Consider the following 21,608-nt stretch of genomic DNA (forward strand, 5'->3'; position numbering starts at 1 on the left):
GGAAACAACGGTCCCAGAACGGCTTTCGTTCAGCGGGATGGTGAACAAATATAGGAAAAAGCAGGGCGGCTAACCGCCAAAAAAAATGATTTTACGGTCAGATTCGTCCGGTACAATTGCCTTACCATGCATCGTCGCTAGGTTTACTGCAACCGGCCTTCAATCTGGAACGTACTGGAATCGAAATACGAAAGTTTCTGATACCCAGCCAATTTATATTGCGTCACGCGCCAGTTGTTCTGCCCGACAGGCCCGCTGTTGAGGGTCAATCGCCGTTCTGACGCGTATAATGCATTTTCAGTCTTCAGAACAGCCTCTATTTGCTGGGGTTGGTGGGTTTTGGCATCGAGCCGCACGGTTAGGGAACGAACCGCCAGCCGCTCCTCGGTGGGCTTCAGCGTGTACTGATACGTCAGCGAATCAGGGCGGGTGATTTGGTAGCTGCTGCGCAGGGCCGGCTTATTGATATCGGCCTGGGTGAACAAATCCAGCTCACGGGCCCAGTCGATGTCGCGGGTCATGTGTTCGCTATGTTCTTTGTTGATCGTAGCGTCTTTTTTCACCAGTGGCTTCTGCGTCGACAAGCCCGCAATCTGCTGATTAACGTACCCCAGCACGTCGAAGTACACGTTGGGCTGATCGGATTTTGCCGGGTTGGAACAGCTGCTGATACCCAGCACAGACAAAGCAAGATAAAGAACGGGAAGACGCATAGATGAGGTGGTCGGGACGGTCGAATCAGACTGTCTCGCCGACTCAGCAACACGATTTTCGCGAAATCGGTTTGGGCAATGGAATTCTGAACCAAATTTGCACCCGTAATGCTATGCATAGGCATGGTTTACGGTTTGCAGTTTACGGTTTTCTGACGGCCATTATCCGATGGTTTCTTCGCCGAAAACTGTAAACCGAGTACCGTAAACCGAACACCACTAATCTACTATGGACTACGACGTAATTATTATTGGCTCGGGACCGGGCGGCTACACAGGTGCCATCCGTTGCGCTCAGCTTGGTTTGAAAACCGCAGTTATCGAAAAGTACGCGACGCTGGGCGGCACCTGCCTGAACGTCGGCTGTATTCCGTCGAAGGCCCTGCTCGACTCATCGGAGCACTTTTACAACGCGGCCCATTCGTTTGCCGAACACGGCATCAAACTGAACGACCTTCAGGTCGATCTGGGTCAGATGATTGCCCGTAAAAACGGCGTTGTCGATCAGACAACGAAGGGAATCACCTTCCTGATGAAGAAGAATAAAATCGACGAAATTCACGGCTTCGGCTCGTTCGTCGATGCCAACACGATAAAAATCAAGAAAGACGACGGATCGGAACAAACGATTACCGGTAAGAATATCGTCATCGCCACCGGCTCGAAGCCCATGTCGTTTCCGTCGATGCCCATCGACAAAAAGCGGGTCATCACCTCCACTGAAGCCCTGAACCTACCCGAAATCCCAAAGCACCTGATCGTAATTGGCGCGGGTGTAATCGGTGCCGAGCTGGGTTCGGTATACGCCCGGCTGGGGGCTAAAGTATCGTTCATCGAGTTCGCCGATTCGATGATCCCGACGATGGACAAAACGATGGGGAAAGAGTTGCAGCGGGCCGTCAAGAAACTCGGTGCCGATTTTTACTTCAAACACAAAGTCACGAAGGTCGAAAACACGGGCGATGAAGTCGTCGTCAGTGTCGATACGCCCGACGGCAAGTCGATTACGCTCAACGGCGACTACTGCCTGGTATCGGTCGGACGTCGCCCCTACACCGACGGACTGAATCTGGAAGCCGCCGGCCTGAAAGCCGACGAGCGAGGCAAAATTGAAGTCGACGGTAACCTGCGGACTAACGTACCCCACATCTACGCGCTGGGCGACGTCATCCGGGGTGCCATGCTGGCCCACAAAGCCGAGGAAGAAGGTACCTTTATCGCCGAAACCATCGTCGGGCAGAAGCCGCACATTCATTACCGGCTTATCCCGAACGTCGTGTACACCTGGCCGGAAGTAGCCGCCGTCGGGTACACGGAAGAGGAAGTCAAGCAGCAGGGTATTCCGTACAAGACCGGCTCGTTCCCCTTCAAAGCACTGGGTCGTGCCCGCGCCAGCATGGACATCGACGGGCTGGCGAAAGTACTGGCGCATAAGGAAACCGACGAGATTCTGGGTGTTCACATCATCGGACCCCGCGCGGCCGACATGATTGCCGAAGCCGTTGTTGCGATGGAGTTCCGGGCGTCGGCCGAAGACGTATCCCGCATGTCGCACGCGCACCCGACCTACACCGAAGCCTTCAAGGAAGCCTGCCTTGCCGCTACCGACAACCGGGCGATCAATATGTAGGCTCTTTTCGGAGGAAAGAGAAAAGACGTACGAAGAAAGAATCAATACGGCCGGCTACTCACAAGTAGCTGGCCGTATTGGTTAGTACTTTGCAATTTATAACCCCGCATCATGCCCGTCATTTCAATGTTTTATGGAATCATTGTCAGAATGTTTACTTTGACAATAAAGAGCACAAACGCCCACACATTCACGTTGAGTATTCTGGACAGAAAGCCGTTCTCTCTATTCCTGATGGCAGCATTCTTTCAGGTAATCTACCACCGGGAAAATAGGTAATCTACCACCGGGAAAATTAAGACTGGTACTGGCCTGGCTAGAAATACATAGCGATGAACTGATGGCCAATTGGCAGCTAGCGGTAGAGGGTAATACGGTTTTCAAAATTGATGCCCTGAAGTAATTGATGCAAGCACAATCAATATGCATGTACTATCTCAAGTTATTCCACTATCCGATTATCAACTCGCACTAACGTTTGATACAGGAGAAACTAAAGTAGCCGATATAAAACCCTATCTGCAGACCGAAGCCTTCAGAAGCCTGCAAAATCATGTATTGTTCAATACTGTTGAAAACAAAGCATACTACGTGGAGTGGCTCGACGGAGAAGTCGACCTAAGCGCTGATACGTTGTGGCATATTGGCACAATCCGTGGCTAGAATAAAATTAACACGTCCGGCTGCTCGTGAGTAGCCGGACGTATGTTTGTGGTGTGGATAGCTGTATTTCGTTACCACGGTTTCGTTTGTATCCAGTAACTCATCGGGTAGACAAGTGCCATGCCGACAACGCCCGTCAGCGCATCCTGCAACGGCTCCCTCCCTACTGACAGGCCAATCGTAAATCCCAAAAACAGCACAGCCAGGTAAAACGTGTTGGACCACGGTATGTACCGAATGTGCGACCAGTCGCCTGTACCAGAAGCGGTAGGCGGCATACGGTACGCTACTGTTGCAGCACCGATGCCGATTCCAACAGCGCCTTTCAGTCCACTAATTGCCGCCCCGAGTATAAGTCCAATTACCGCCCAAATCAACGCATTTCGTATAGCATTCGGTCGTGCGTTCATAGGTGTAGCCCAGACCCGCCCGGCGGCCACCGTGGCGCGGCCCGGTCCAGGTCTGGTAGCCATCCGGGCGGCTAAAAGAGCATCCAGCTACGTAAGTTAGACTGACGGCTACCCGGACGTGGACCGGGCCGCGCCACGGTGGCCGCCGGGCGGGTCCAGGCTACACTGTTACGCCCATTACTTTTTCCTATCTTGCCTGTTCACGAATACAACCCCAACCATGAAAAAAACGACTACCTTTCTGCTCTCCCTGCTGACGGGTTCGGTGCTGGCGCAGAATCCGGACTCGGTGGCCATCCGAACCATTTACGACGAAGCGTTGAGTCACGGCAAATCGTACGACTGGCTACGCCACCTGACCAAACAGATCGGGCCACGGCTGAGTGGGTCGGACGGTGCGCAAAAAGCGGTCGACTGGACGAAGCAGATAATGGAAAAAGAAGGCTTCGATCGGGTATTCCTGCAGGAAGTGATGGTACCGCATTGGGTGCGGGGTGCCAAAGAAGAAGCGTATATCCACAACGGAAAACAGAAAGTAACGGTCCCGATAGCCGCACTCGGCGGGTCGGTAGCCACGGCACCGAAGGGTGTCGAAGCACAAGTGATCGAAGTAAAATCGTTTCCTGAATTGCGGGCATTGGGGGCCGCGAAGGTTAAGGGCAAAATCGTGTTCTTCAACCGGCCAATGGACCCGACCAAACTCAACACGTTCGACGCATACGGCGGGGCAGTCGATCAACGGGCCAACGGCGCTACCGAAGCCGCTAAACTTGGCGCTGTGGGTGCCATCATCCGGTCGATGAGTAACCGGCACGACGATCAGCCGCACACGGGCGGAACCCGTTATGGCACCGGCGTTCCGCTGATTCCGACGGCAGCCATCAGCACCAACGGGGCCGATCTGCTCAGCAAGTCGCTCACCGAAAACCCGTCGCTGACATTCTATTTCAGACAGAATTGCGAGACGCTGCCCGACGCGAAGTCCTACAACGTAGTCGGTGAAATCAGGGGAAGCGAAAAACCAGACGAGATCATCGTGATCGGTGGTCACCTCGACTCGTGGGATCTGGCTGAGGGAGCGCACGACGACGGGTCAGGCTGTGTGCAGTCGATCGAAGTCCTGCGTATTATGAAAGCACTGGGTATCAAGCCGAAGCGAACGTTACGGGCCGTGATGTTCATGAACGAAGAGAATGGCCTGCGCGGGGGGATCAAGTACGCCGATCTGGCAAAGCAGAACAACGAAAAGACTATTGCCGCCATCGAGTCAGACGAAGGCGGCTTTACGCCCCGTGGTTTCGGCATCGTCGGCAAGCCCGAAGAGCGGGCCAAAGCCATGCGGTGGGCACCCCTGCTGGCACCGTACGGCCTGACCGACATTGGTCCCGGCAGTGGCGGGGCTGACATTGGGCCGCTTGCCCAGACGGGGACGGTCCTGTTCGGCTTCAAGCCCGACTCGCAGCGCTATTTCGACTATCACCATACGCCCGTCGATCGCTTCGAAGCGGTCAGCCAACGCGAACTGGAACTGGGCGCTGCCTCAATGGCCGCGCTGACTTATTTGCTAGACCAGTACGGATTGTAATCGCACACGTTCGCCGATGATACGACACTAATTTGGTGTGAATAACCTACCAACTTTATGCAAACTCAATTGGCCGTATAGACAAACAAGCTGATTTTGTATAAAGTTGGTAGATTATTCAAACCATACAGGAGCCAAATCAATACTTATCTTATTCACCAATTTTTCTGAGACTGACGTAAGGTCCGTTTTCACTAACTACGATATCAATCTGTTTATTACTGTATGTGTACCCCATACTGCCACAGACTAAACCGATTCGTAAGTCGTCTACATGACTAATTGACCACGTACCGTTATAAGCGTTGTATCGAAGCCAATCTTTCGTTTCATCATACGTAAAGCGAGCGTCTAAATTGTTTTTATCGACACGTTTTAAACGTAATGTTACGGTTGTATCGTAAGTAAACTTATAACCGGGCGGATAGCCTAGCGCCGGATATTCATACCTACTGATTTTATATTGACCGTCTAGTATAGAAGCATAGTCTGGCTCGGTTGCTGTCGGCTTGCAACTAATTATACACAGAAATACGAGTAGGGTGAGCGCTGCTCTCATGTGCATTTTACCACGCTGTTGATTTGACGTCGGCACTGTAATGATAGTGCCCAAGGCCGACTGGCCCAAACCGTACGCTATATATACCTACTCAGGGAAGACAAGCATCCATAAACGGTGAACTACTGGTCAGATCCATCCTGGAGAGCGTCAGTGGCACTTTATTCGGGTTCTAACCGCGCAGCACTCAGGGCAGCTTACCCGCCTTGACAATATCGGGGACTTCGAGTACGGGTTTATCGTATCCCTGCTCGGCTGCATGAATCATAGCACGACCCAGTTCGGCCAATGTCGAGCCGGCATTGGCGTAAAACAGCTTCACAACCGGTAGCAGCCAACTAACGAAGCGGTAATACGACTTCACGTTTTTGAGGTCGGGCGTGGGTTCCAGAAAGCCCGGCCTGAACATGTACGCACGACGGAACGGTAATTTCAGCAGGTCGTTTTCGGTTTTGCCTTTGACCCGTGCCCACCGAAGATTACCCCGTTCAGTGCTGTCGGTGCCGGCCCCCGACACGTAACAGAAGGTCATGTCGGGATTCAGGCGGGCCATGGTGCGGGCAAACGCCAGGGTCAGGTCGTAGGTTGTCCGCACGTAATCGTCCGCGCTGACACCGACGGATGAGATACCCAGACAGAAAAAACAGGCGTTATACCCCCTCAGCCGCGACTCGATGGCCGACAGGTTCGTAAAGTCGGCATGAATGATCTCTGTCAGCTTCGGGTGGGTCACCCCGCCCGGCTTCCGGTTAATGACCAGCACCTGTTCAACAGTAGGGTCGAGCAGGCATTCACGCAGTACCCCCTCCCCGACCATTCCGGTTGCTCCGGTTATGATTGCTCTGATTGTCATGCAAGTAGTTTGATTAGTAAGCCGTTTCTGCTTTGATTCGACACCCGTCCGGTCTCAGCTAAACTACGTCGCTTCTATTTTGTCCCGGAATAAACGGGCAACGTTGCGGATTGCGCTGCCACTAATCGATCATTGGGTTTTATCCTGAGTACTGTAGCGGGGATTTATACTGGACATCACCAACCAGTAAATGGCATTACTTGTTGGCTATGCCTTTACTTCTACGAAACAGGTTGCTATCTTACTGGCAACAACCTGTTTCGTGCGCGTCAGTTACCTGACGACAAGATTTCTCCGATGAATACATCCCTGTTTGCACCCTGGCGCTCAACGGCTTCCGCGCTGAACGCGTCTACCCTGCTGTTGCGTCTGATTTTTGGTGGGCTGATGATTCCCCACGGCTATGCTAAGCTGACTCATTTTGCCGAGTACCAGAACGATTTTATGAACTTGCTGGGCCTGGGTACCGCCGTGTCGCTCAGCCTGGCAATCGTTGCCGAATTCGGCTGTTCGATCCTGCTGGTCCTGGGGCTGTTTACCCGTCTGGCCCTTGTTCCGCTGATTGTCACGGCACTGGTTATCGTGTTCGGTGCCCACGGGGGCGAGATACTGGGCGATGGCGAGCATGGCTTTTTATACCTCGGTGTGTATCTGTCGCTCCTGCTAACCGGTCCTGGCCAGTACAGCGTCGATCAGCGGTTATTTGGCCGGTCAGCCAGCGCCAATCGCCGGTTCGTTTAAGGAACCATGAATTATAAGTGGGGCTACCACGCATCGTCGAGTATGATGCCTGGCAACCCCACTGCGTTACGGCTGGGTTTATACGGTTAACGTTCCTTCGATGGAATCGTCCAGGGTTTTGCCGAGGACCGCGCCGATAGCCATCTTCGCAAACGCGACGGTATTGCCGTGCTTGTTGTCCCAATAGTATCCCTGCTGCGTATCGATTCGGATCACCGTAATGCGCGAATCGTCTTCGCCTTCGGTAAACCACGTTTTCAGGAGCGGATTCCAGAGGTCTTTGATCAGCGCCTTATCGGTCGAGATCGACGCATCGCCATAGATGCTTAGAAAATCAGAATTTTCGGACCCCTGAAACAGTAGTTGGACACGCTTGTCGCTGGCAATATCGGCATTCTTGCGGCTGTCGTTGGCGCTCAAAAACCAGAAACTCCCCGACTCATCGACCTTGCGTATCGCCATCGGGCGCGTCCGTAGCGGTTCGCCGGTCGTGATTTTGGTACAGAAATAACAGGTGTCCGCTTTTTCAGCCAGTTCCTTGATTTTCTTGCCTGCTTCGGTGCCCGTCAGGTCTTTGTGGTTCTCTTCGGGCTGCTGTCGATTGATACTGTCCATGCCTTGATTTTTTTGTTGAGTATGCATAGTGGTTAACCGGATAATTAACCGTTTCGCTTTCGACAAAACCGGTTTTCTGAAAGACATTGCCGGTTGGGGAGTAAATTGCCGCGTTTCGTCTGTTCTGTACGTACGCCACCGTGGCGTCATTGCTCGAATCAACGGTTTATGACTTCTCCTGACTCTTCCCTGCGCGTACTGGTTGTCGGCTGTGGCAACATGGGCGCATCACACGCACTGGCGTATCAACTCATCGACGGCTTCACGATCTGCGGCATCGTTTCGACCGGCAACAGCAAGGTCGTCCTGAACGAACGACTGGGCGGTGGCTACCCACTGTTCGACGATTACGCGACGGCCCTCGCCGAAACCCGGCCCGACGCCGTCTGTATCTCGACTTACCCCGACACCCACGAATCGTTCGCCATCATGGCGTTCGAACAGGGTTGCCACGTCTTTATCGAAAAACCAGTGGCCGATACCGTCGAGGGTGCCCAACGCGTGATGGCGGCCGCCCAGAAAGCCGATCGCAAGCTGGTTGTCGGCTATATTCTGCGGCACCATCCTTCTTGGGAAAAGTTTGTCGAGGTAGCCCGCGAGATGGGTAAACCGCTGGTGATGCGGATGAATCTCAATCAGCAAAGCCATGGCCAGATGTGGACCGTTCACCGCAACCTGATGAAAAGCCTGAGCCCGATTGTCGACTGCGGGGTGCATTACATCGACGTAATGTGCCAGATGACGCGTTCGAAACCAGTGCAGGTCAACGCTATCGGTGCCCGACTGACCGACGATATTCCGGCTGACAACTACAACTACGGTCAGTTGCAGATTCGGTTTGAAGACGGTTCTGTCGGCTGGTACGAAGCCGGTTGGGGACCCATGATGAGCGAAACGGCCTTTTTCGTGAAGGACGTAATCGGCCCGAAAGGTTGTGTATCTATCGTGGCCAAAAACGCGGGCGGCACTGGCAAATCCGACAATGTCGATTCGCACACCAAAACGGAATCGCTGCGGGTTCACTATGCCGACATCGACGCGCAGGATCATTTCACTCGGCCCGACGAGTGGATCGACATGCAGGACGAGCCCGACCATCAGGAACTTTGCAACCGCGAGCAGCGCTATTTTCTACGCGCCATCCGCGACAACGTCGACCTGACCGACCACATGCAGGACGCCGTCAATAGCCTGCGCATCGCCTTTGCCTGCGACGAATCTGTCCGCACCGGTCAGCCGGTGATGCTGTAAACGGTTTGTAGTTAGTGGTTGATGGTTCGTAGTTATTCCTGGTAGCAGCAACGAACTACAAACCACTAACTACGAACCATCAACCCAACTCCCTATGACACCAGACGATATATACAATATTCTGACCGACGCCATCAGTACCAATATCACCGACGACTGGACAATCGCGCGGGTGAACGTGCAGATGCTCGACAATGGACAGGATATCGAATTCGACGGCTTTTACCTGACCCCGTCGGGTGACGCCGAAGTGCTGATTACCGAATTCCCGGCCGACGTTACCGATGCCGTTCAGACGCTGTACCGCATGCGACTGGAAGATGGGTTGCCACAGGCCAACCGGCTGCAAATCGACCTGACCCCACAGGGCAAGTTTACCACCGATTTTAGCTGGGATCAGGAAATGCAGGACGAAGACGAGCATTTCAGCCGGGGTGGCACAGCGGCCGACTGGCTGGCGATTCGTGAAGAGCGCTATGGCAAACCGGAAGCCAACGACTAGTGTCTGGCGCAGCAGATTGCTGTGCTTTTTTACCCCCGCCCCCGGTTCAGCGCCTTGACCAGATAGGTGCGGGCGATCCGGCGAATCAGTTCATCCATATCGCCGACATGGTCTGACTCATCGGCGTCAGCGCTGACAATATCGCCGGTTAGCACGTCGTAGGTACCGCAGGGAGTTAGTTGCCGTTCTTGATACCCACCCAACAGAAAATCAGCCGCGTCGGTCAGGTCATCAAACCCCACGGCGTGGTAGTCACTCTGCTGGTTAAAGACGGCAATGAAGCGCATAGACTGGGTGGAAGGGTACTAACGTACTGATATATACGGCAAAAATCGGCTTTCGGTTGCGTCGCGCTGCCGGAACCTTCCGGCCTCTGAACCGCGTTGACCCCAACACCTACCGTACATTTGCCGTATATACGTTATCAACAACGACCATGACATTTGCCGACCTGAATCTGAACAAACCCCTCCTGAACGCGCTCAACGATCTGGGTTACACGACACCGACACCCATTCAGGAGCAGGTCTTTTCGGTCGTCATGTCGGGGCGCGACGTTTGCGGCATTGCCCAGACCGGAACCGGCAAAACGCTGGCCTACCTCCTGCCCTGCCTGCGCCAGTACCAGTTTTCGAAGGAGCATACCACGCAGATCCTGATTTTGGTACCCACGCGTGAACTGGTCGTACAGGTTGTCGACACGATCAAGCAACTGACGACCTACATGAACCTCATGGTCGTTGGGATATACGGTGGTGTCAACCTGCGGCCGCAGCAGGCCGACGTGCAGCAGGGTGCCGACGTACTGGTTGCCACACCCGGTCGACTGGTCGACCTGCTGGTCAGCAAGACGATCAAACTCAAAGCACTGAAAAAGCTGGTGATCGATGAGGTCGACGAAATGCTGACGCTGGGTTTTCAGGCGCAGCTGACCACGATTTTCGATCTGTTACCGAAACGACAAAACCTGCTGTTTTCGGCGACGCTGACCGACGACGTCAATAAACTGCTCGACACGTACTTTGCCAATCCCGTCCGGATTGAAGCCGCCCCCAGTGGCTCGACGGCGGCTACCATTACGCAGGAAGTCTACGAGGTACCTAACTTCTACACGAAAGTCAACCTGCTGGATCTGCTGCTGCGCCGACATACCGACATGAGCCGTGTGCTGGTCTTTACCGATAGCAAAGCCATGACCGATCTGGTTCACGACCAGCTGGCCCCCCGCTTCCCCGATCAGATCGATTTCATCCACGCCAACAAGGCGCAGAATAAGCGGTTCGACGCCGTCGAGCGCTTCCGGTCGGGTGAGGTCCGTGTGCTGATTACGACCGACCTGCTGGCGCGGGGTCTCGACATTGACGACATCACCCACGTCGTTAATTTCGACTTACCCGACGAACCCGAAAGCTACGTACACCGCGTCGGCCGGACAGGGCGGGCCAACCGCAGCGGGGTCGCTATTTCGTTTGTCACCCCCGCCGACGCCGAGCTGCGAACGGCGATCGAAACGCTCATCAACCAGCCAATTGCTACCGCCGATCTGCCCGACAATCTGGTCATCAGCGAGGAGTTGCTGTACGGCGAAAAGCCACAGATTCGCATGAAAATCATCGACACGACGACACCCCGTCCCGACACGGCAGGATCGGCGTTTCAGGAGAAGATTGCCAAGAACCAGAAAGTCAACGTCCGGCGCGACATTGCCGCCGAGAAACGGCTCAAATACGGCCGCCCGATCAAGCGCAGCGGGAAGAAATAATAGGTTTACGGTATACGGTTTACATCTTTCTGTTCGTAGTCAGACGATTTTTCGAAGCAGGTTACTGTAAGCCGTATACCGAAAATCGTAAACTATCAACCATTCGCTCGAACTCATCCTGTAGCGGGGCGGTAACCACAACCGGTTCGCCTGCACCAGGCGGGGTGAAGCGGAGTTGTTGGGCGTGAAGCAGCATCGTATTCATGTCGAAATGCGCCAAAAATAGCTTATTCTGCTTGTTACAGCCGTGGGGCCGGTCGCCGATAATCGGGTGCAGGATATGCGCCATGTGCTTGCGTAATTGATGCATTCGCCCGGTTTCGGGTGTCAGCTCGACCAGCGAATAGCGCGACGTCGCGTGCTTGCCAAACGGAATCGGCACTTCGGTACGCTGTAGGGTGCGTAGGTGTGTCACTGCTTCCTGCAACGTTCCCTGACCCGGCCCTGATCCATCATCGCGCCGAAGCGGGTAGTCGATCGTCTGCTGATCGTCGGTATAACCCCGGACAATCGCCAGATACGTTTTGTGGACCAGTCCATCCATAAACTGCTGTTGCATCAGCGCGTTCATCGACTCGGTCAGCGCGAATAACAGTACCCCACCCGTTTTACGGTCGAGCCGGTGGACGGGATACACGCGCTGCCCCAGTTGATCGCGTAGTAGTTGTACGGCAAACTCACTGGCATCGCTGGCGATGGGCGAGCGATGTACCAGCAAACCGTGGGGCTTATTGATGGCGACAAGGTCGTCGGACTGGTACAGAATCGGTAATTCGGCGGACATCAGGCGTTTGGGTAACCGGGGGCGGCTTTTACGTCGTCGATCTGTTTACGGTGCCGCTCGCCGTGGGCAGCAATCAGCAGCAGGGCCTGATACAGATCCAGCCGTCCGAGAATAAAATGGTCGAAATAGTGCGTGCGCAGATCAGCGTCGGCGTTTTGGGCGAAGTCGATATCCGCAGCGCGAACGGCATCGAACAGTGCCATCGTTGCGGCCGTGTCGCCGTACTTGCCGGTCGGCATGAACGGGACTGGTGCCGCAATCGGTCGGCTGCGCCCCCGCGTCGCCTTGACCAGATCAACATCCGAAATCTTGATGTCACTGCGTTTTTCCGGGTCGGCCGGTTGCTGTATGCCCTGTTGAGCCGCCCGAAAAATCCCCCGTTCCACCATAACAATGTGTTCGACACACTCGGCTATCGACCAGCGGTCAGCGCCAGGTTTGAAGGTAAGCTGCACATCGGATAGACCGTCGACGGCGTCGTGAAGCAGTGTTTGCGTCGTTTGCAGCGCCGTCACGATGTAGTCGCGCTCAGCCTTGGTCAACGGTCCGGTTACGGGGGTAGCGGGTAGGTTTTCCATGATCGGTCAAGGATTTAGGCAAACATACGATGGGATTCTTTGGACAGGATTACAGGATAGACAAGATTTTTGGATGATCTACTAAATCCCCGCTACCAACGTTCTACACTCAAAATCCTATTCATCCTGTAATCCTGTCAAACCAAACCTGTGTACATTTACAAATCAGGCATCGTATCTGATTTATTTCCTTTTGCACCAATGAACGAAACCAGTAAAGCCTTTTTATACCAGTATCTGAACAATGCATCGCCCACCGGCTTCGAGTCGTCGGGGCAGCAGATCTGGCTCGATTACATCAAGCCTTACACCGACAGCTATATTGTCGACACCTACGGCACGGCGGTTGGCGTTATCAACCCCGACCAACCCTACAAAGTCGTTATCGAAGCGCATTCCGACGAGATTTCGTGGTTCGTCAACTACATCTCCGACGACGGGTATATTTACGTCCGGCGCAACGGCGGTTCCGATGCACTGATTGCGCCCTCGATGCGGGTAAATCTGCACACGAAGAAAGGCGTCGTTGAAGGCGTATTTGGCTGGCCGGCCATCCACGTCCGCGACCTGACGAAAGACACCGCCCCCAAAGTAACCGACCTGTTTATCGACGTGGGCGCAGCAACTAAAGACGAAGTGCTTGACATGGGCATTCACGTCGGAACCGTCTGCACCTTTGTCGACGGCCTGACAGAGATGAATAACCGGTACTACGTCGGCCGGGCGCTCGACAACCGGATGGGTGGCTTCATGATTGCCGAAGTAGCCCGACTACTGAAGGAGAACAACGTTACGCTGCCGTTCACCCTGTACGTCGTCAATGCGGTGCAGGAAGAAATCGGATTGCGTGGTGCTGAGATGATCGCCCGGCGGCTACGTCCTGACCTCGCCATCTGCACCGACGTAACGCACGACACACAGTCGCCGAAGTACGACAAGAAAGAGCAGGGCGACCTGAAATGTGGCGACGGTCCGGTACTGTGCTACGGCCCCGCCGTACAGAACAACGTCCTCGATTTCCTGATCGACGTAGCCACGACGAAAGACATTGCCTTCCAGCGGCAGGCCGTCAGCCGCTCGACCGGTACCGACACCGACGCATTCGCCTACGCTACTGAAGGCATTGCGTCAGCCCTGATTTCGCTTCCGCTGAAGTATATGCACACGACAGTCGAAACCGTGCATATGGACGACGTACAGAACGTAATCAAGCTGATGTACGAAACGCTGCTTGCCCTCAAAGGCAACGAAGACTTCCGGTATATCAAATGAGTTTAACGTTTCAGGTTCAATGTTTAAGGTTGCCAGAGGTGTAAAACTTTGAACATTGAGCCTGAAACGTTAAACTTACCAATTTACTGCGTAGCGAGTCGGAGCTTAGCGCCAGATTCGAATCGCAGACTTCCCCCATTTTCATACGACACCGCTTTTGCGCCGGCCTGATAATCAACAGGTAATTCAACAGTGTGCAACACGCGTACCGGCTGCGTGGCCGTTGGCACCTGGCCACATGCCCAAACCGACGGATCGTTCCAGTTACCTGCCTTGACGGTGTAATTAGCGTATCCCGCTACTGCAATACTAGCGGTACCGGGCGGTGATCCGAGAATAGACGTCGTCACGGTGACTGAGTAGACGCCAGCGGTGTTCACAACTGCCTGATTGGTGCTACCGATCTGGGTAGCACCGGGGCTGAACTGGTACGAAAATCCCGGTCCTGTTGGGCTGGCGGTCAACGTCACAGACCCTGGACTGCATGGTGTCGACTGGTTGGTCACCAGCATCGAACGAACTGGATAGGTAACTTTCCGAACGCGCCGGTTATCAAGATCGGCGATATACAGATTACCGGCCGGATCTGTTGCCAGGCCGCTCGGCCTGGCCAGGGACGCATTTATAGCGGGGCCACCATCGCCCCGAAAACCCGCTGCCCCAGTTCCGGCGACAGTCGTAATAATCCCGTTCCGATCTACCTGCCGAATCCGGTTAAAACCCCATTCTGAGATAAATAGCGTACCTGTGCTGTCAATCGCAACTCTTGCAGGGCTATTCATAGGGGCATTTATTGCCTGGACACCCTCTCCACCGTACCCGGCAGATCCGTTTCCTGCTACAGTTATAATAATACCATCGGTACCTATCTTACGAATGCGATTGTTGTCAGAATCAGCAACGTACAGATTCTCGTCCTTATCAAGCGCAATACCGGATGGATAATTTAGTAGTGCGCTCGTAGCGGGGCCACCGTCCCCACTGTATCCTGTAGTAGCTGTTGATCCTGCGACAACGGAAATAACACCGTCCTGCGTTATTTTAAGAATACAGCTCTTGGTAGGAACGTAGACCAGACCAGACTGCGATACGGCAATACCGGTAGAATTGTATATATCTGCACTGGACGAAGGCGGTCGTACGCTAATAAACTCAGGCGATCCATTGCCAGCGATTGTTGTTATTTTTCCTCCCAAATCAATTTTTCGAAGTCGGGCATTATACTGATCGACAAAATAGAGGTTATCGTTTCGGTCGAGCCCCATACCTCGTGGATGACGTAACTGCGCCTGATCGGCATTACCGCCATCGCCTGTATAGCCATTAACACCAGACCCGGCAACCGTAGTAATCATACCAGCGGGCGTAACCTTGCGAATACGGTTTCCGAACTGATCTGATATATAGATGTTACCGTACCTGTCGACAGTCAGCTCGGATGGGGATTTAACCAGTGTCTTTCGAAAGAAGGCGTTCGTAGCCGGTCCACCATCGCCAGTATACCCACCTGCTATGGTATTGATGATGCCGTCGGATGTGATTCGGCGGATTCGGTAATTTGCCTGGTCGGCAACATAAATGGTACCAGTCGCATCAATATCGACGCCGGCTTCGGGTCCAATCAGTGCATTGATGGCCGGCCCGCCATCGCCACTGAAGCCGGACGTTCCGTTACCGGCGACCGCTGATATGATGTCATTCGCCGTGATTTTTCGTACCCGGCTATCAAGCTGAGTTAGGTAAACTGTCCCGGATGCGTCGACAGCTACATCCTGCGGTCCGTATAATGCGGCATTGGTAGCCGGCCCGCCGTCGCCACCTGACTGCGTACTTCCATTCCCACCGATGGTTGTTATCGTTCCGGCTGGGTCAACCTTCCGAATGCGATGATTCGTTGCATCAGCAATGTATAGACTACCATCGGTACCTATCGCGACAGCTGACGGATTATTTAACTGCGCGCCAACAGCAGGCCCACCATCACCAGCAAAACCAGCCGTACCGTTCCCAACCACCGTCGTTATAATGCCATCCGGACTGATTTTCCGAATACGGTTATTGCCCGAATCAACGATGTACAGGTTCTGCGCCTGATCGATCGCTACGTTTTTGGGGAAGTTCAACCGCGCACTTGTAGCCGGTCCGCCATCACCACTAAAGCCAGCATTTGTCGTACCCGCTATCGTTGTTATAATGCCATTAGCACTGATTTTTCGGATTCGACTATTTTGGTAATCGGCTACGTATACAGCGCCATTAACGTCAACGGCGACCCCTCTCGGCAATACAAATCGAGCAGATATAGCGGGTCCGTTGTCGCCCTGAAAACCGTAAACACCATCGCCTGCAAGCGTGGTAATGGTACCATTTGCGTCGATTTTACGGACTCGTATATCCTCGGTATCAACTATGTACAGGTTTCCTTTCTGATCAAATCCGGTAGCAGTGGGCCCACCGAAGGCAGCATTGATGGCCGGTCCTCCGTCGCCGATAGTGGTACCAGATGCGACCGTTGTTATAGTCTGCGCTCGTCCGGTCTGAACGACTATACAGGCGACACTAGCAATACTTATAGACAGGCAATGTAGAAATGTACGCACAAATAGTTGGCTGATTTTATTAATGTGGTGACTAAACAGACGAGCAATTTACAAGTATGTCTATGTACTTTCAGCCGTGAAGCGCCGTTTCTTTCAAGAGATAAAGCGTACTTTTTTTTCTAAAAGACGCTTTATCGTTGGTAACGCTTTATTTTCAACCAAAAACCCAAAAACGGAAACGCTTATGACACTCAATCGACGCTTATTTCTGCAACAGGCTGGTATGCTGACGGCTGGTGCGGCTCTATTGCCCGGCGCGCTTCAGGCGGCTCCCAACACGCCAAAACCCGGTCTGCAATTGTATTCGCTCCGCGACGGTATGGAGAAAGACGCGCGGGGTACGCTGAAGAAAATAGCGACTATGGGCTACAAGGAAATTGAGTCGTATCCGGGTAGCAAAGGCTTTCTGTGGGGAATGTCGCCGTCCGAATTCAAGTCATACCTGAACGGACTGGGGCTGACGCCGATCAGCACGCATACGGGTATCGAACCCGACATGGAAAAGTACATGAACGAAGCGGCCGAAGCCGGTTTCAAGTATTTCACGGTGTCCTCGATTCCGAAGGAGATGCGCGAAAACATGAGTGGCTTCCGTAAGGTGGCCGACGAGTTCAATAAATACGGTGAACTGGCGCAGAAGTCGAACCTCATGTTTGGCTACCACAACCACGACTATCCGTTCACCGAAATGGACGGTATGGTTCCGTTCGACACACTGGCTCGCGGGACTGACCCCAAGCTGGTTACGTTCGAACTCGACATTTTCTGGGTGATCGCGGCCGATAAAGATCCGGTCACGTACTTCAACAAATACCCCGGCCGGTTTACGATGGCCCACATCAAAGACCGCGACCCAAAAGATCATAAAGTGTCGACGGTACTGGGCAAGGGCGACCTGAAAATGACCCCGATTCTGGGGGCAGCCCAGCGCGCGGGCGTCAAACACTACTTCGTAGAGGTAGAAGAATACGGTTCGCAAACACCCCTCGACAGCGTCCGGGCTTCACTGGCCGGCGTGAAGAAGCTGGTGTTTTAACGGTATCCCGTTTACAGTTTTCAGTAAGCACAAAAGCCAGACTTCATCAACCGAGTCTGGCTTTCGTGTTAGCAATTGCGGGAGTTACAGCAAACCGAAAACTGTAAACCGTATACCTATTTCCCCTCCAGCAACGCCAACGCTTCGTCGTTGCCCTGCTGAACGGCAAGGTCACGGACGCTAAGGCCGCGTGCATCGCGGATGGTGGTATCGGCACCGTTGTCGAGCAGGAGTTTAACGAGATTGTTGCGACCAAAGATCGTGGCGAACATCAGCGCCGTTCCGTTATTACCATTCGTCAGATTGAGATTGGCACCGTGATCAATGAGCAGTTGCGCCACCTCTGCGTAGCCTTTGAAACTGACACCCATCAAGGCTGAATTGCCACTACCGTCCTGCCGGTTGACATCGGCACCAGCCACCAGCAGGGCTTTGGCAGCATCAATATGATTGTCGTAGGCAGCAATGATCAGCGGAGTAAAGCCACGTCCATCGGTAGCGTTGACGTCGACGCCCTCAGCAAGTAGTTGATTGACGTAGGCGACATCGCCTTTACGAGCGGCATCGATCAGGAGATCTTCAGGACGGGCAGAATAAAAAGACATAGGTGAGTGGCGTTTATTGTTAAAAACTATCCCGCAGCTACAACCCGGTAGCTGCGGGATAGTTCATTCTGTATCGATCGCATTAGCGGCCCTTCGCGTCTCACCTGCTGATGTATGTGAGACGCGAAGGGTCATCCGTCTAACCACTTGACGGCGCTCGATTTAAAACAGCAATCCTGCATTTTCGGTATTCAGTACACAGCGTTGATCTGATTCTGTTATGACAAATGCAGTACGTCTGATTACCATTGGTTTCCTTCTGTTGGCACTGATGCCATCGCCCGCTCAGTCTCAACCGACCCGGTTCAACAGCCTGAACTACCTGTACAGCATTTCCGGGAAGAAAACAGCGACCGGACAGCACAACCGCGAACCCAGCGCGCAACCCGCGAAATGGACGAACCGTATCGATTCGCTGACGGGCCATTACCCAAAACTGTGGAGTGGCGACTTTCTTTTCCAGGCCGATAACATTGCTAATCGGGGCGTCATGATTGCGGAAGCCAAACGACAATGGAAAAAGGGAGCACTGATCAATCTGATGTGGCACGCCTGCAACCCGGCCCGGTCACAACCCTGCGGCTGGGACAGTACGGGCGTGTTGAGCCGCATGACCGATCAGCAGTGGCAGCAGTTACTCACGGATGGCACGCCGATCAACACACGCTGGAAGCAGATGATGGATGAAGTCGCCGTTTATTTACAGGATCTGGAAGACAGCGGTGTCGAGGTCTTTTTCCGGCCGCTGCACGAAATGAATCAGGGCCTATTCTGGTGGGGCGGTCGACGTGGTGCCAGCGGAACGGCACAGTTATACCGACTCACGCACGATTATTTCACAAAAACGAAAGGCCTGTCGAATCTAATCTGGGTATGGGACATGCAGGATTTCCTGTCCCTCGCTACCGATCTCACCGACTATAATCCCGGCAACGACTACTGGGACATAGCCGCTCTCGACCTGTACGACAGTGGTACTGGCTACTCAGACTACAAGTACAACGCCATGCTCAAGGTTGCGGGCAACAAGCCCATCGCCATCGGCGAATGTCAGGTGCTACCGACGCCCGCGCAGTTGGCCAGCCAGCCCCGCTGGACCTTCTTCATGGGCTGGGCCGAGCTGGTCTTTTCCTTCAACACGCCAACGGTTATTAAGGAACTGTATAACAGCAAGGAGGTGGAGAATTTGAATGAATGAGTGATAGAATGACTGAATGAGTAGTGTAAAGCGGTAGCCTATTCAATCATTCCATCACTCATTCATTCAATCAATCTCCCCACACCTTCGTGCCTTCGGTGCAGTTGCGGCACATCTCGATTTCCGAGCGGGAACGGAGTAGCGTGTTACGGAAGTCCGTATACGCAGGGCCGTGCCAGAGTTCGGCGAAGGATTCGGTTTGCAGATCGCCCAGCCGATGATGTGCGTCCTTATCGAAGCAACAGGGCACAACCAGGCCATCCCAAGTGATAACGCAGGAGTGCCACATCTTCCAGCAGTGATCGCCGAAACCGTTTTTGATCCGGTAGGTATCGTCAGCCTGTCGGGCGTAGCGGCTGTATTGGTCGAGGGTTGGAATCAGGTCGGAGCCGTGTTCGTAGTCGTAGATCTGCGCCGTTTTCAGGCCGACTTCATCGACGCCCAGTTCACGGGCCAGCTTCTTGACTTCGTTGATCTGATGCTGATTCGGTTTGACGACCAGAAACTGAAAGACCACGTGGGGTGTCCGGGATTTCAGCTCTTTCTTCCAGCGAATGATGTTTTTCGTCCCCTCCAACACTTTCTCCAGCTTCCCGCCTACCCGATACTGCTGATACACGTCCTGCGTCGTCCCGTCGATACTGATAATCAGCCGATCCAGCCCCGACTCCACCGTCTTGCGTGCGTTGGCATCGGTCAGGTAATGGGCGTTGGTGCTGGTAGCTGTGTAGATGTTACGATCGGTGGCGTACCGGACAAGGTCGAGGAATTGCGGGTGCAGATACGGTTCGCCCTGAAAATAGAAGATCAGGTAGAGCAGCGTCTCGTGCAGTTCGTCGATGGTGCGCTTGTAGAGGTCTTCGCCGAGCATCCCGGTTGGTCGCGTGAACGACCGTAAGCCGCTGGGGCATTCGGGACAGCGCAGGTTGCAGGACGTCGTCGGCTCAAAGGAGACAGACATCGGCAACCCGCGCTGAGCAGCACGTTTCGACTGCCGGGAGGCATAATAGCTACCGACCACTTTGAGCGCATTGGCTACTCGTTTGGGTGTCAGCTTGGATGCAAAGTTGAGTCCGTCGTACAGATTCCGATTCATACGTTGATGCGATAGCTGTTGACAGCTAGCTAACAAAGGTCGTGAATTGCCGGGGAAGACCGACGTATAGACTACGATTACTGATTTTTTGCTGACGAATCTCATGCCAACAGCCTAGTTAACAGCCAGATATTATTTATTTTCTATATAATCTATAGAATAAATTAACATTAAACCAACACTGCCTGTTGATACCTAAGCTGGTCTCGTTCCGAGCCTGGATTGTATCAACTAACCTTTTCGCTAATGATTCTGAAAATGGATCGGCTCCCTATCGAGCTACCAACCCCCAAAAACCCGTCGGCCAATGACGCGGCTGTTATTCAGGAGTTACTCGGCGGTAAGTTCGGCGAGATGTCGACCCTGATGAACTACACGTATCAGTCATTCAATTTTCGGGGTCGCAAGAAAATACGTCCGTTCTACGACGTTATCAGTAGCATCGCAGGCGAAGAATACGGCCACGTCGAGGTCGTGTCGTACGCCATAAATCTGTTGCTCACCGGCACCACCAAACGCGGGTTCGACCCTACGGTTGGTCCGTTATCGGACGCAGCAAACTGGCGCAACACCCACCACGCCATCGCCAGCGGTCAGGCGTCTCTGCCAATGGATTCGATGGGTCATTACTGGACGGGCCAAAACGTGTTTAGCAGTGGTAACCTGAAGCTCGACCTTCTTCACAATTTCTTCTTGGAATGTGGCGCACGGGCCAACAAAATGCGGGCCTACGAAACCGTCACCGACCCTACGGCCCGGACGATGGTAGGGTACCTGCTGGTACGGGGTGGCTTGCACGTGGTTGCTTACGCGAAAGCACTGGAAAAATTAACGGGCGTCGAAATGACAAAACTGTTGCCGATTCCAGAGTTGAGCAACGATGCGTTTCCGGAGGCCAAGAAGTTTATGGAACAAAAGATGCATCTGTCGCTCTACACGTTCAGTCCGGACGATTACCAGCAGGCAGCCCTGATCTGGAATGGTCCGCACCCCGACGATGGGCAGGAATGTTTCGTCGTGCAGGGCGGTATGGAAGGTTACCCCGTTCCTGATCTGGAAGAAGAACCCCAGCTCAACGCCCCCGGCGGTGACGACTTCGACCCACAGGTATTCGCCGACATGGCGAAGAAAATAGGCATAAAATACGAGTATTAA

23 protein-coding genes are annotated in these 21,608 nt (G+C 53.6%); 13 read left to right on the forward strand and 10 right to left on the reverse strand.

The annotated features are described in order from the left end of the window. Positions 1-143: 143 nt before the first annotated feature. Positions 144-713: a hypothetical protein gene (locus CLV58_RS18160; RefSeq protein WP_106139246.1), complete on the reverse strand. Its 570-nt coding sequence runs from the start codon at positions 711-713 to the stop codon at positions 144-146. A 229-nt stretch (positions 714-942) separates the two neighbouring features. On the opposite strand from CLV58_RS18160, the gene lpdA reads away from it, so the two are divergent. The 4 genes from lpdA to CLV58_RS18175 all read left to right on the forward strand — a co-directional run bounded on the left by lpdA (position 943) and on the right by CLV58_RS18175 (position 3,006). After that, the gene (lpdA, locus tag CLV58_RS18165) at positions 943-2,343 is read left to right on the forward strand and encodes a dihydrolipoyl dehydrogenase (protein ID WP_106139247.1); all 1,401 of its coding nucleotides are present in this window, start codon (positions 943-945) and stop codon (positions 2,341-2,343) included. 89 nt (positions 2,344-2,432) lie between these two features. Beyond that, entirely contained in the window at positions 2,433-2,618 is a 186-nt protein-coding gene (locus tag CLV58_RS29015; protein ID WP_281257931.1) for a DUF4160 domain-containing protein, read from the forward strand. A gap of 32 nt (positions 2,619-2,650) precedes the next feature. Next, positions 2,651-2,746, forward strand: a complete 96-nt coding sequence (locus tag CLV58_RS29020; RefSeq protein ID WP_281257933.1) for a DUF4160 domain-containing protein — start codon at positions 2,651-2,653, stop codon at positions 2,744-2,746. A gap of 20 nt (positions 2,747-2,766) precedes the next feature. Further along, positions 2,767-3,006, forward strand: coding sequence for a DUF2442 domain-containing protein (locus CLV58_RS18175; RefSeq protein ID WP_106139248.1), 240 nt, complete (start codon positions 2,767-2,769; stop codon positions 3,004-3,006). A 71-nt stretch (positions 3,007-3,077) separates the two neighbouring features. On the opposite strand, the gene CLV58_RS28080 is transcribed toward CLV58_RS18175, so the two are convergent. Then, the gene (locus tag CLV58_RS28080) at positions 3,078-3,284 is read right to left on the reverse strand and encodes a hypothetical protein (protein WP_146141469.1); all 207 of its coding nucleotides are present in this window, start codon (positions 3,282-3,284) and stop codon (positions 3,078-3,080) included. 352 nt (positions 3,285-3,636) lie between these two features. Here CLV58_RS28080 and CLV58_RS18185 point away from each other — a divergent pair, with 352 nt between their 5' ends. Further along, a complete protein-coding gene (locus CLV58_RS18185; protein WP_106139250.1) occupies positions 3,637-5,001 on the forward strand; it encodes a M28 family peptidase in 1,365 nt (454 codons plus the stop codon). A gap of 746 nt (positions 5,002-5,747) precedes the next feature. Here the strand turns inward: CLV58_RS18185 and CLV58_RS18195 are convergent. Next, entirely contained in the window at positions 5,748-6,413 is a 666-nt protein-coding gene (locus tag CLV58_RS18195; RefSeq protein ID WP_106139252.1) for an NAD-dependent epimerase/dehydratase family protein, read from the reverse strand. A gap of 297 nt (positions 6,414-6,710) precedes the next feature. Here CLV58_RS18195 and CLV58_RS18200 point away from each other — a divergent pair, with 297 nt between their 5' ends. Further along, positions 6,711-7,154, forward strand: a complete 444-nt coding sequence (locus tag CLV58_RS18200; RefSeq protein WP_106139253.1) for a DoxX family protein — start codon at positions 6,711-6,713, stop codon at positions 7,152-7,154. A gap of 78 nt (positions 7,155-7,232) precedes the next feature. On the opposite strand, the gene CLV58_RS18205 is transcribed toward CLV58_RS18200, so the two are convergent. Continuing rightward, positions 7,233-7,796 carry a pyridoxamine 5'-phosphate oxidase family protein gene (locus CLV58_RS18205; RefSeq protein WP_342748929.1) on the reverse strand — a complete coding sequence of 188 codons (564 nt, stop codon included), beginning with the start codon at positions 7,794-7,796 and terminating at the stop codon, positions 7,233-7,235. Between the two features lie 141 nt (positions 7,797-7,937). On the opposite strand from CLV58_RS18205, the gene CLV58_RS18210 reads away from it, so the two are divergent. Continuing rightward, positions 7,938-9,020 carry a Gfo/Idh/MocA family protein gene (locus CLV58_RS18210; protein WP_106139255.1) on the forward strand — a complete coding sequence of 361 codons (1,083 nt, stop codon included), beginning with the start codon at positions 7,938-7,940 and terminating at the stop codon, positions 9,018-9,020. Positions 9,021-9,114: 94 nt separating this feature from the next. Continuing rightward, on the forward strand, positions 9,115-9,522 hold the full coding sequence (locus CLV58_RS18215; protein ID WP_106139256.1) for a hypothetical protein: 408 nt from the start codon (positions 9,115-9,117) through the stop codon (positions 9,520-9,522). Between the two features lie 29 nt (positions 9,523-9,551). Here CLV58_RS18215 and CLV58_RS18220 read toward each other — a convergent pair whose 3' ends face one another. After that, entirely contained in the window at positions 9,552-9,809 is a 258-nt protein-coding gene (locus tag CLV58_RS18220) for a hypothetical protein (RefSeq protein WP_106139257.1), read from the reverse strand. A gap of 149 nt (positions 9,810-9,958) precedes the next feature. Here CLV58_RS18220 and CLV58_RS18225 point away from each other — a divergent pair, with 149 nt between their 5' ends. Continuing rightward, complete coding sequence (locus CLV58_RS18225; protein WP_106139327.1) at positions 9,959-11,284, forward strand: DEAD/DEAH box helicase; 1,326 nt, start codon at positions 9,959-9,961, stop codon at positions 11,282-11,284. A gap of 61 nt (positions 11,285-11,345) precedes the next feature. Here CLV58_RS18225 and CLV58_RS18230 read toward each other — a convergent pair whose 3' ends face one another. Both CLV58_RS18230 and CLV58_RS18235 read right to left on the reverse strand, forming a co-directional pair. Beyond that, positions 11,346-12,068, reverse strand: a complete 723-nt coding sequence (locus CLV58_RS18230) for a pseudouridine synthase (RefSeq protein WP_106139258.1) — start codon at positions 12,066-12,068, stop codon at positions 11,346-11,348. Further along, positions 12,068-12,646 (reverse strand): DinB family protein, encoded by a 579-nt coding sequence (locus CLV58_RS18235; RefSeq protein ID WP_106139259.1) that lies wholly within the window; start codon positions 12,644-12,646, stop codon positions 12,068-12,070. Before CLV58_RS18235 ends, CLV58_RS18230 begins: the two co-directional genes overlap by 1 nt. A 201-nt stretch (positions 12,647-12,847) precedes the next feature. Between CLV58_RS18235 and CLV58_RS18240 the strand changes: the two genes are divergently transcribed. Further along, positions 12,848-13,918, forward strand: coding sequence for a M42 family metallopeptidase (locus CLV58_RS18240; protein WP_106139260.1), 1,071 nt, complete (start codon positions 12,848-12,850; stop codon positions 13,916-13,918). 83 nt (positions 13,919-14,001) lie between these two features. Here CLV58_RS18240 and CLV58_RS18245 read toward each other — a convergent pair whose 3' ends face one another. Continuing rightward, positions 14,002-16,518, reverse strand: a complete 2,517-nt coding sequence (locus tag CLV58_RS18245; protein ID WP_106139261.1) for an NHL repeat-containing protein — start codon at positions 16,516-16,518, stop codon at positions 14,002-14,004. A 184-nt stretch (positions 16,519-16,702) separates the two neighbouring features. Here CLV58_RS18245 and CLV58_RS18250 point away from each other — a divergent pair, with 184 nt between their 5' ends. Next, positions 16,703-17,554, forward strand: coding sequence for a sugar phosphate isomerase/epimerase family protein (locus CLV58_RS18250; protein WP_106139262.1), 852 nt, complete (start codon positions 16,703-16,705; stop codon positions 17,552-17,554). Between the two features lie 116 nt (positions 17,555-17,670). Here CLV58_RS18250 and CLV58_RS18255 read toward each other — a convergent pair whose 3' ends face one another. Further along, the gene (locus tag CLV58_RS18255) at positions 17,671-18,159 is read right to left on the reverse strand and encodes an ankyrin repeat domain-containing protein (protein WP_106139263.1); all 489 of its coding nucleotides are present in this window, start codon (positions 18,157-18,159) and stop codon (positions 17,671-17,673) included. Positions 18,160-18,379: 220 nt separating this feature from the next. Between CLV58_RS18255 and CLV58_RS18260 the strand changes: the two genes are divergently transcribed. Then, on the forward strand, positions 18,380-19,357 hold the full coding sequence (locus CLV58_RS18260; protein WP_106139264.1) for a glycoside hydrolase family 26 protein: 978 nt from the start codon (positions 18,380-18,382) through the stop codon (positions 19,355-19,357). A gap of 70 nt (positions 19,358-19,427) precedes the next feature. Here CLV58_RS18260 and CLV58_RS18265 read toward each other — a convergent pair whose 3' ends face one another. Beyond that, positions 19,428-20,453: an SPASM domain-containing protein gene (locus tag CLV58_RS18265; protein ID WP_106139265.1), complete on the reverse strand. Its 1,026-nt coding sequence runs from the start codon at positions 20,451-20,453 to the stop codon at positions 19,428-19,430. A gap of 246 nt (positions 20,454-20,699) precedes the next feature. Here CLV58_RS18265 and CLV58_RS18270 point away from each other — a divergent pair, with 246 nt between their 5' ends. Further along, positions 20,700-21,608, forward strand: a complete 909-nt coding sequence (locus CLV58_RS18270; RefSeq protein WP_106139266.1) for a manganese catalase family protein — start codon at positions 20,700-20,702, stop codon at positions 21,606-21,608.

Origin of the sequence: Spirosoma oryzae (genome assembly GCF_003002825.1) — a bacterium.
GTDB classification, from domain to species: Bacteria; Bacteroidota; Bacteroidia; order Cytophagales; family Spirosomataceae; genus Spirosoma; species Spirosoma oryzae.

Coding starts and splice junctions, on each gene's coding strand:
- CLV58_RS18240 (WP_106139260.1), top strand. CDS start 12,848: ATGAACGAAACCAGTAAAGCCTTTTTATACCAGTATCTGAACAATGCA.
- CLV58_RS18250 (WP_106139262.1), top strand. CDS start 16,703: ATGACACTCAATCGACGCTTATTTCTGCAACAGGCTGGTATGCTGACG.
- CLV58_RS18160 (WP_106139246.1), bottom strand. CDS start 713: ATGCGTCTTCCCGTTCTTTATCTTGCTTTGTCTGTGCTGGGTATCAGC.
- CLV58_RS18210 (WP_106139255.1), top strand. CDS start 7,938: ATGACTTCTCCTGACTCTTCCCTGCGCGTACTGGTTGTCGGCTGTGGC.
- CLV58_RS18255 (WP_106139263.1), bottom strand. CDS start 18,159: ATGTCTTTTTATTCTGCCCGTCCTGAAGATCTCCTGATCGATGCCGCT.
- CLV58_RS18200 (WP_106139253.1), top strand. CDS start 6,711: ATGAATACATCCCTGTTTGCACCCTGGCGCTCAACGGCTTCCGCGCTG.
- CLV58_RS18270 (WP_106139266.1), top strand. CDS start 20,700: ATGATTCTGAAAATGGATCGGCTCCCTATCGAGCTACCAACCCCCAAA.
- CLV58_RS18230 (WP_106139258.1), bottom strand. CDS start 12,068: ATGTCCGCCGAATTACCGATTCTGTACCAGTCCGACGACCTTGTCGCC.
- lpdA (WP_106139247.1), top strand. CDS start 943: ATGGACTACGACGTAATTATTATTGGCTCGGGACCGGGCGGCTACACA.
- CLV58_RS18225 (WP_106139327.1), top strand. CDS start 9,959: ATGACATTTGCCGACCTGAATCTGAACAAACCCCTCCTGAACGCGCTC.
- CLV58_RS18265 (WP_106139265.1), bottom strand. CDS start 20,453: ATGAATCGGAATCTGTACGACGGACTCAACTTTGCATCCAAGCTGACA.
- CLV58_RS18235 (WP_106139259.1), bottom strand. CDS start 12,646: ATGGAAAACCTACCCGCTACCCCCGTAACCGGACCGTTGACCAAGGCT.
- CLV58_RS18260 (WP_106139264.1), top strand. CDS start 18,380: ATGACAAATGCAGTACGTCTGATTACCATTGGTTTCCTTCTGTTGGCA.
- CLV58_RS18175 (WP_106139248.1), top strand. CDS start 2,767: ATGCATGTACTATCTCAAGTTATTCCACTATCCGATTATCAACTCGCA.
- CLV58_RS18195 (WP_106139252.1), bottom strand. CDS start 6,413: ATGACAATCAGAGCAATCATAACCGGAGCAACCGGAATGGTCGGGGAG.
- CLV58_RS18220 (WP_106139257.1), bottom strand. CDS start 9,809: ATGCGCTTCATTGCCGTCTTTAACCAGCAGAGTGACTACCACGCCGTG.
- CLV58_RS18215 (WP_106139256.1), top strand. CDS start 9,115: ATGACACCAGACGATATATACAATATTCTGACCGACGCCATCAGTACC.
- CLV58_RS28080 (WP_146141469.1), bottom strand. CDS start 3,284: ATGCCGCCTACCGCTTCTGGTACAGGCGACTGGTCGCACATTCGGTAC.
- CLV58_RS18205 (WP_342748929.1), bottom strand. CDS start 7,796: ATGCATACTCAACAAAAAAATCAAGGCATGGACAGTATCAATCGACAG.
- CLV58_RS18185 (WP_106139250.1), top strand. CDS start 3,637: ATGAAAAAAACGACTACCTTTCTGCTCTCCCTGCTGACGGGTTCGGTG.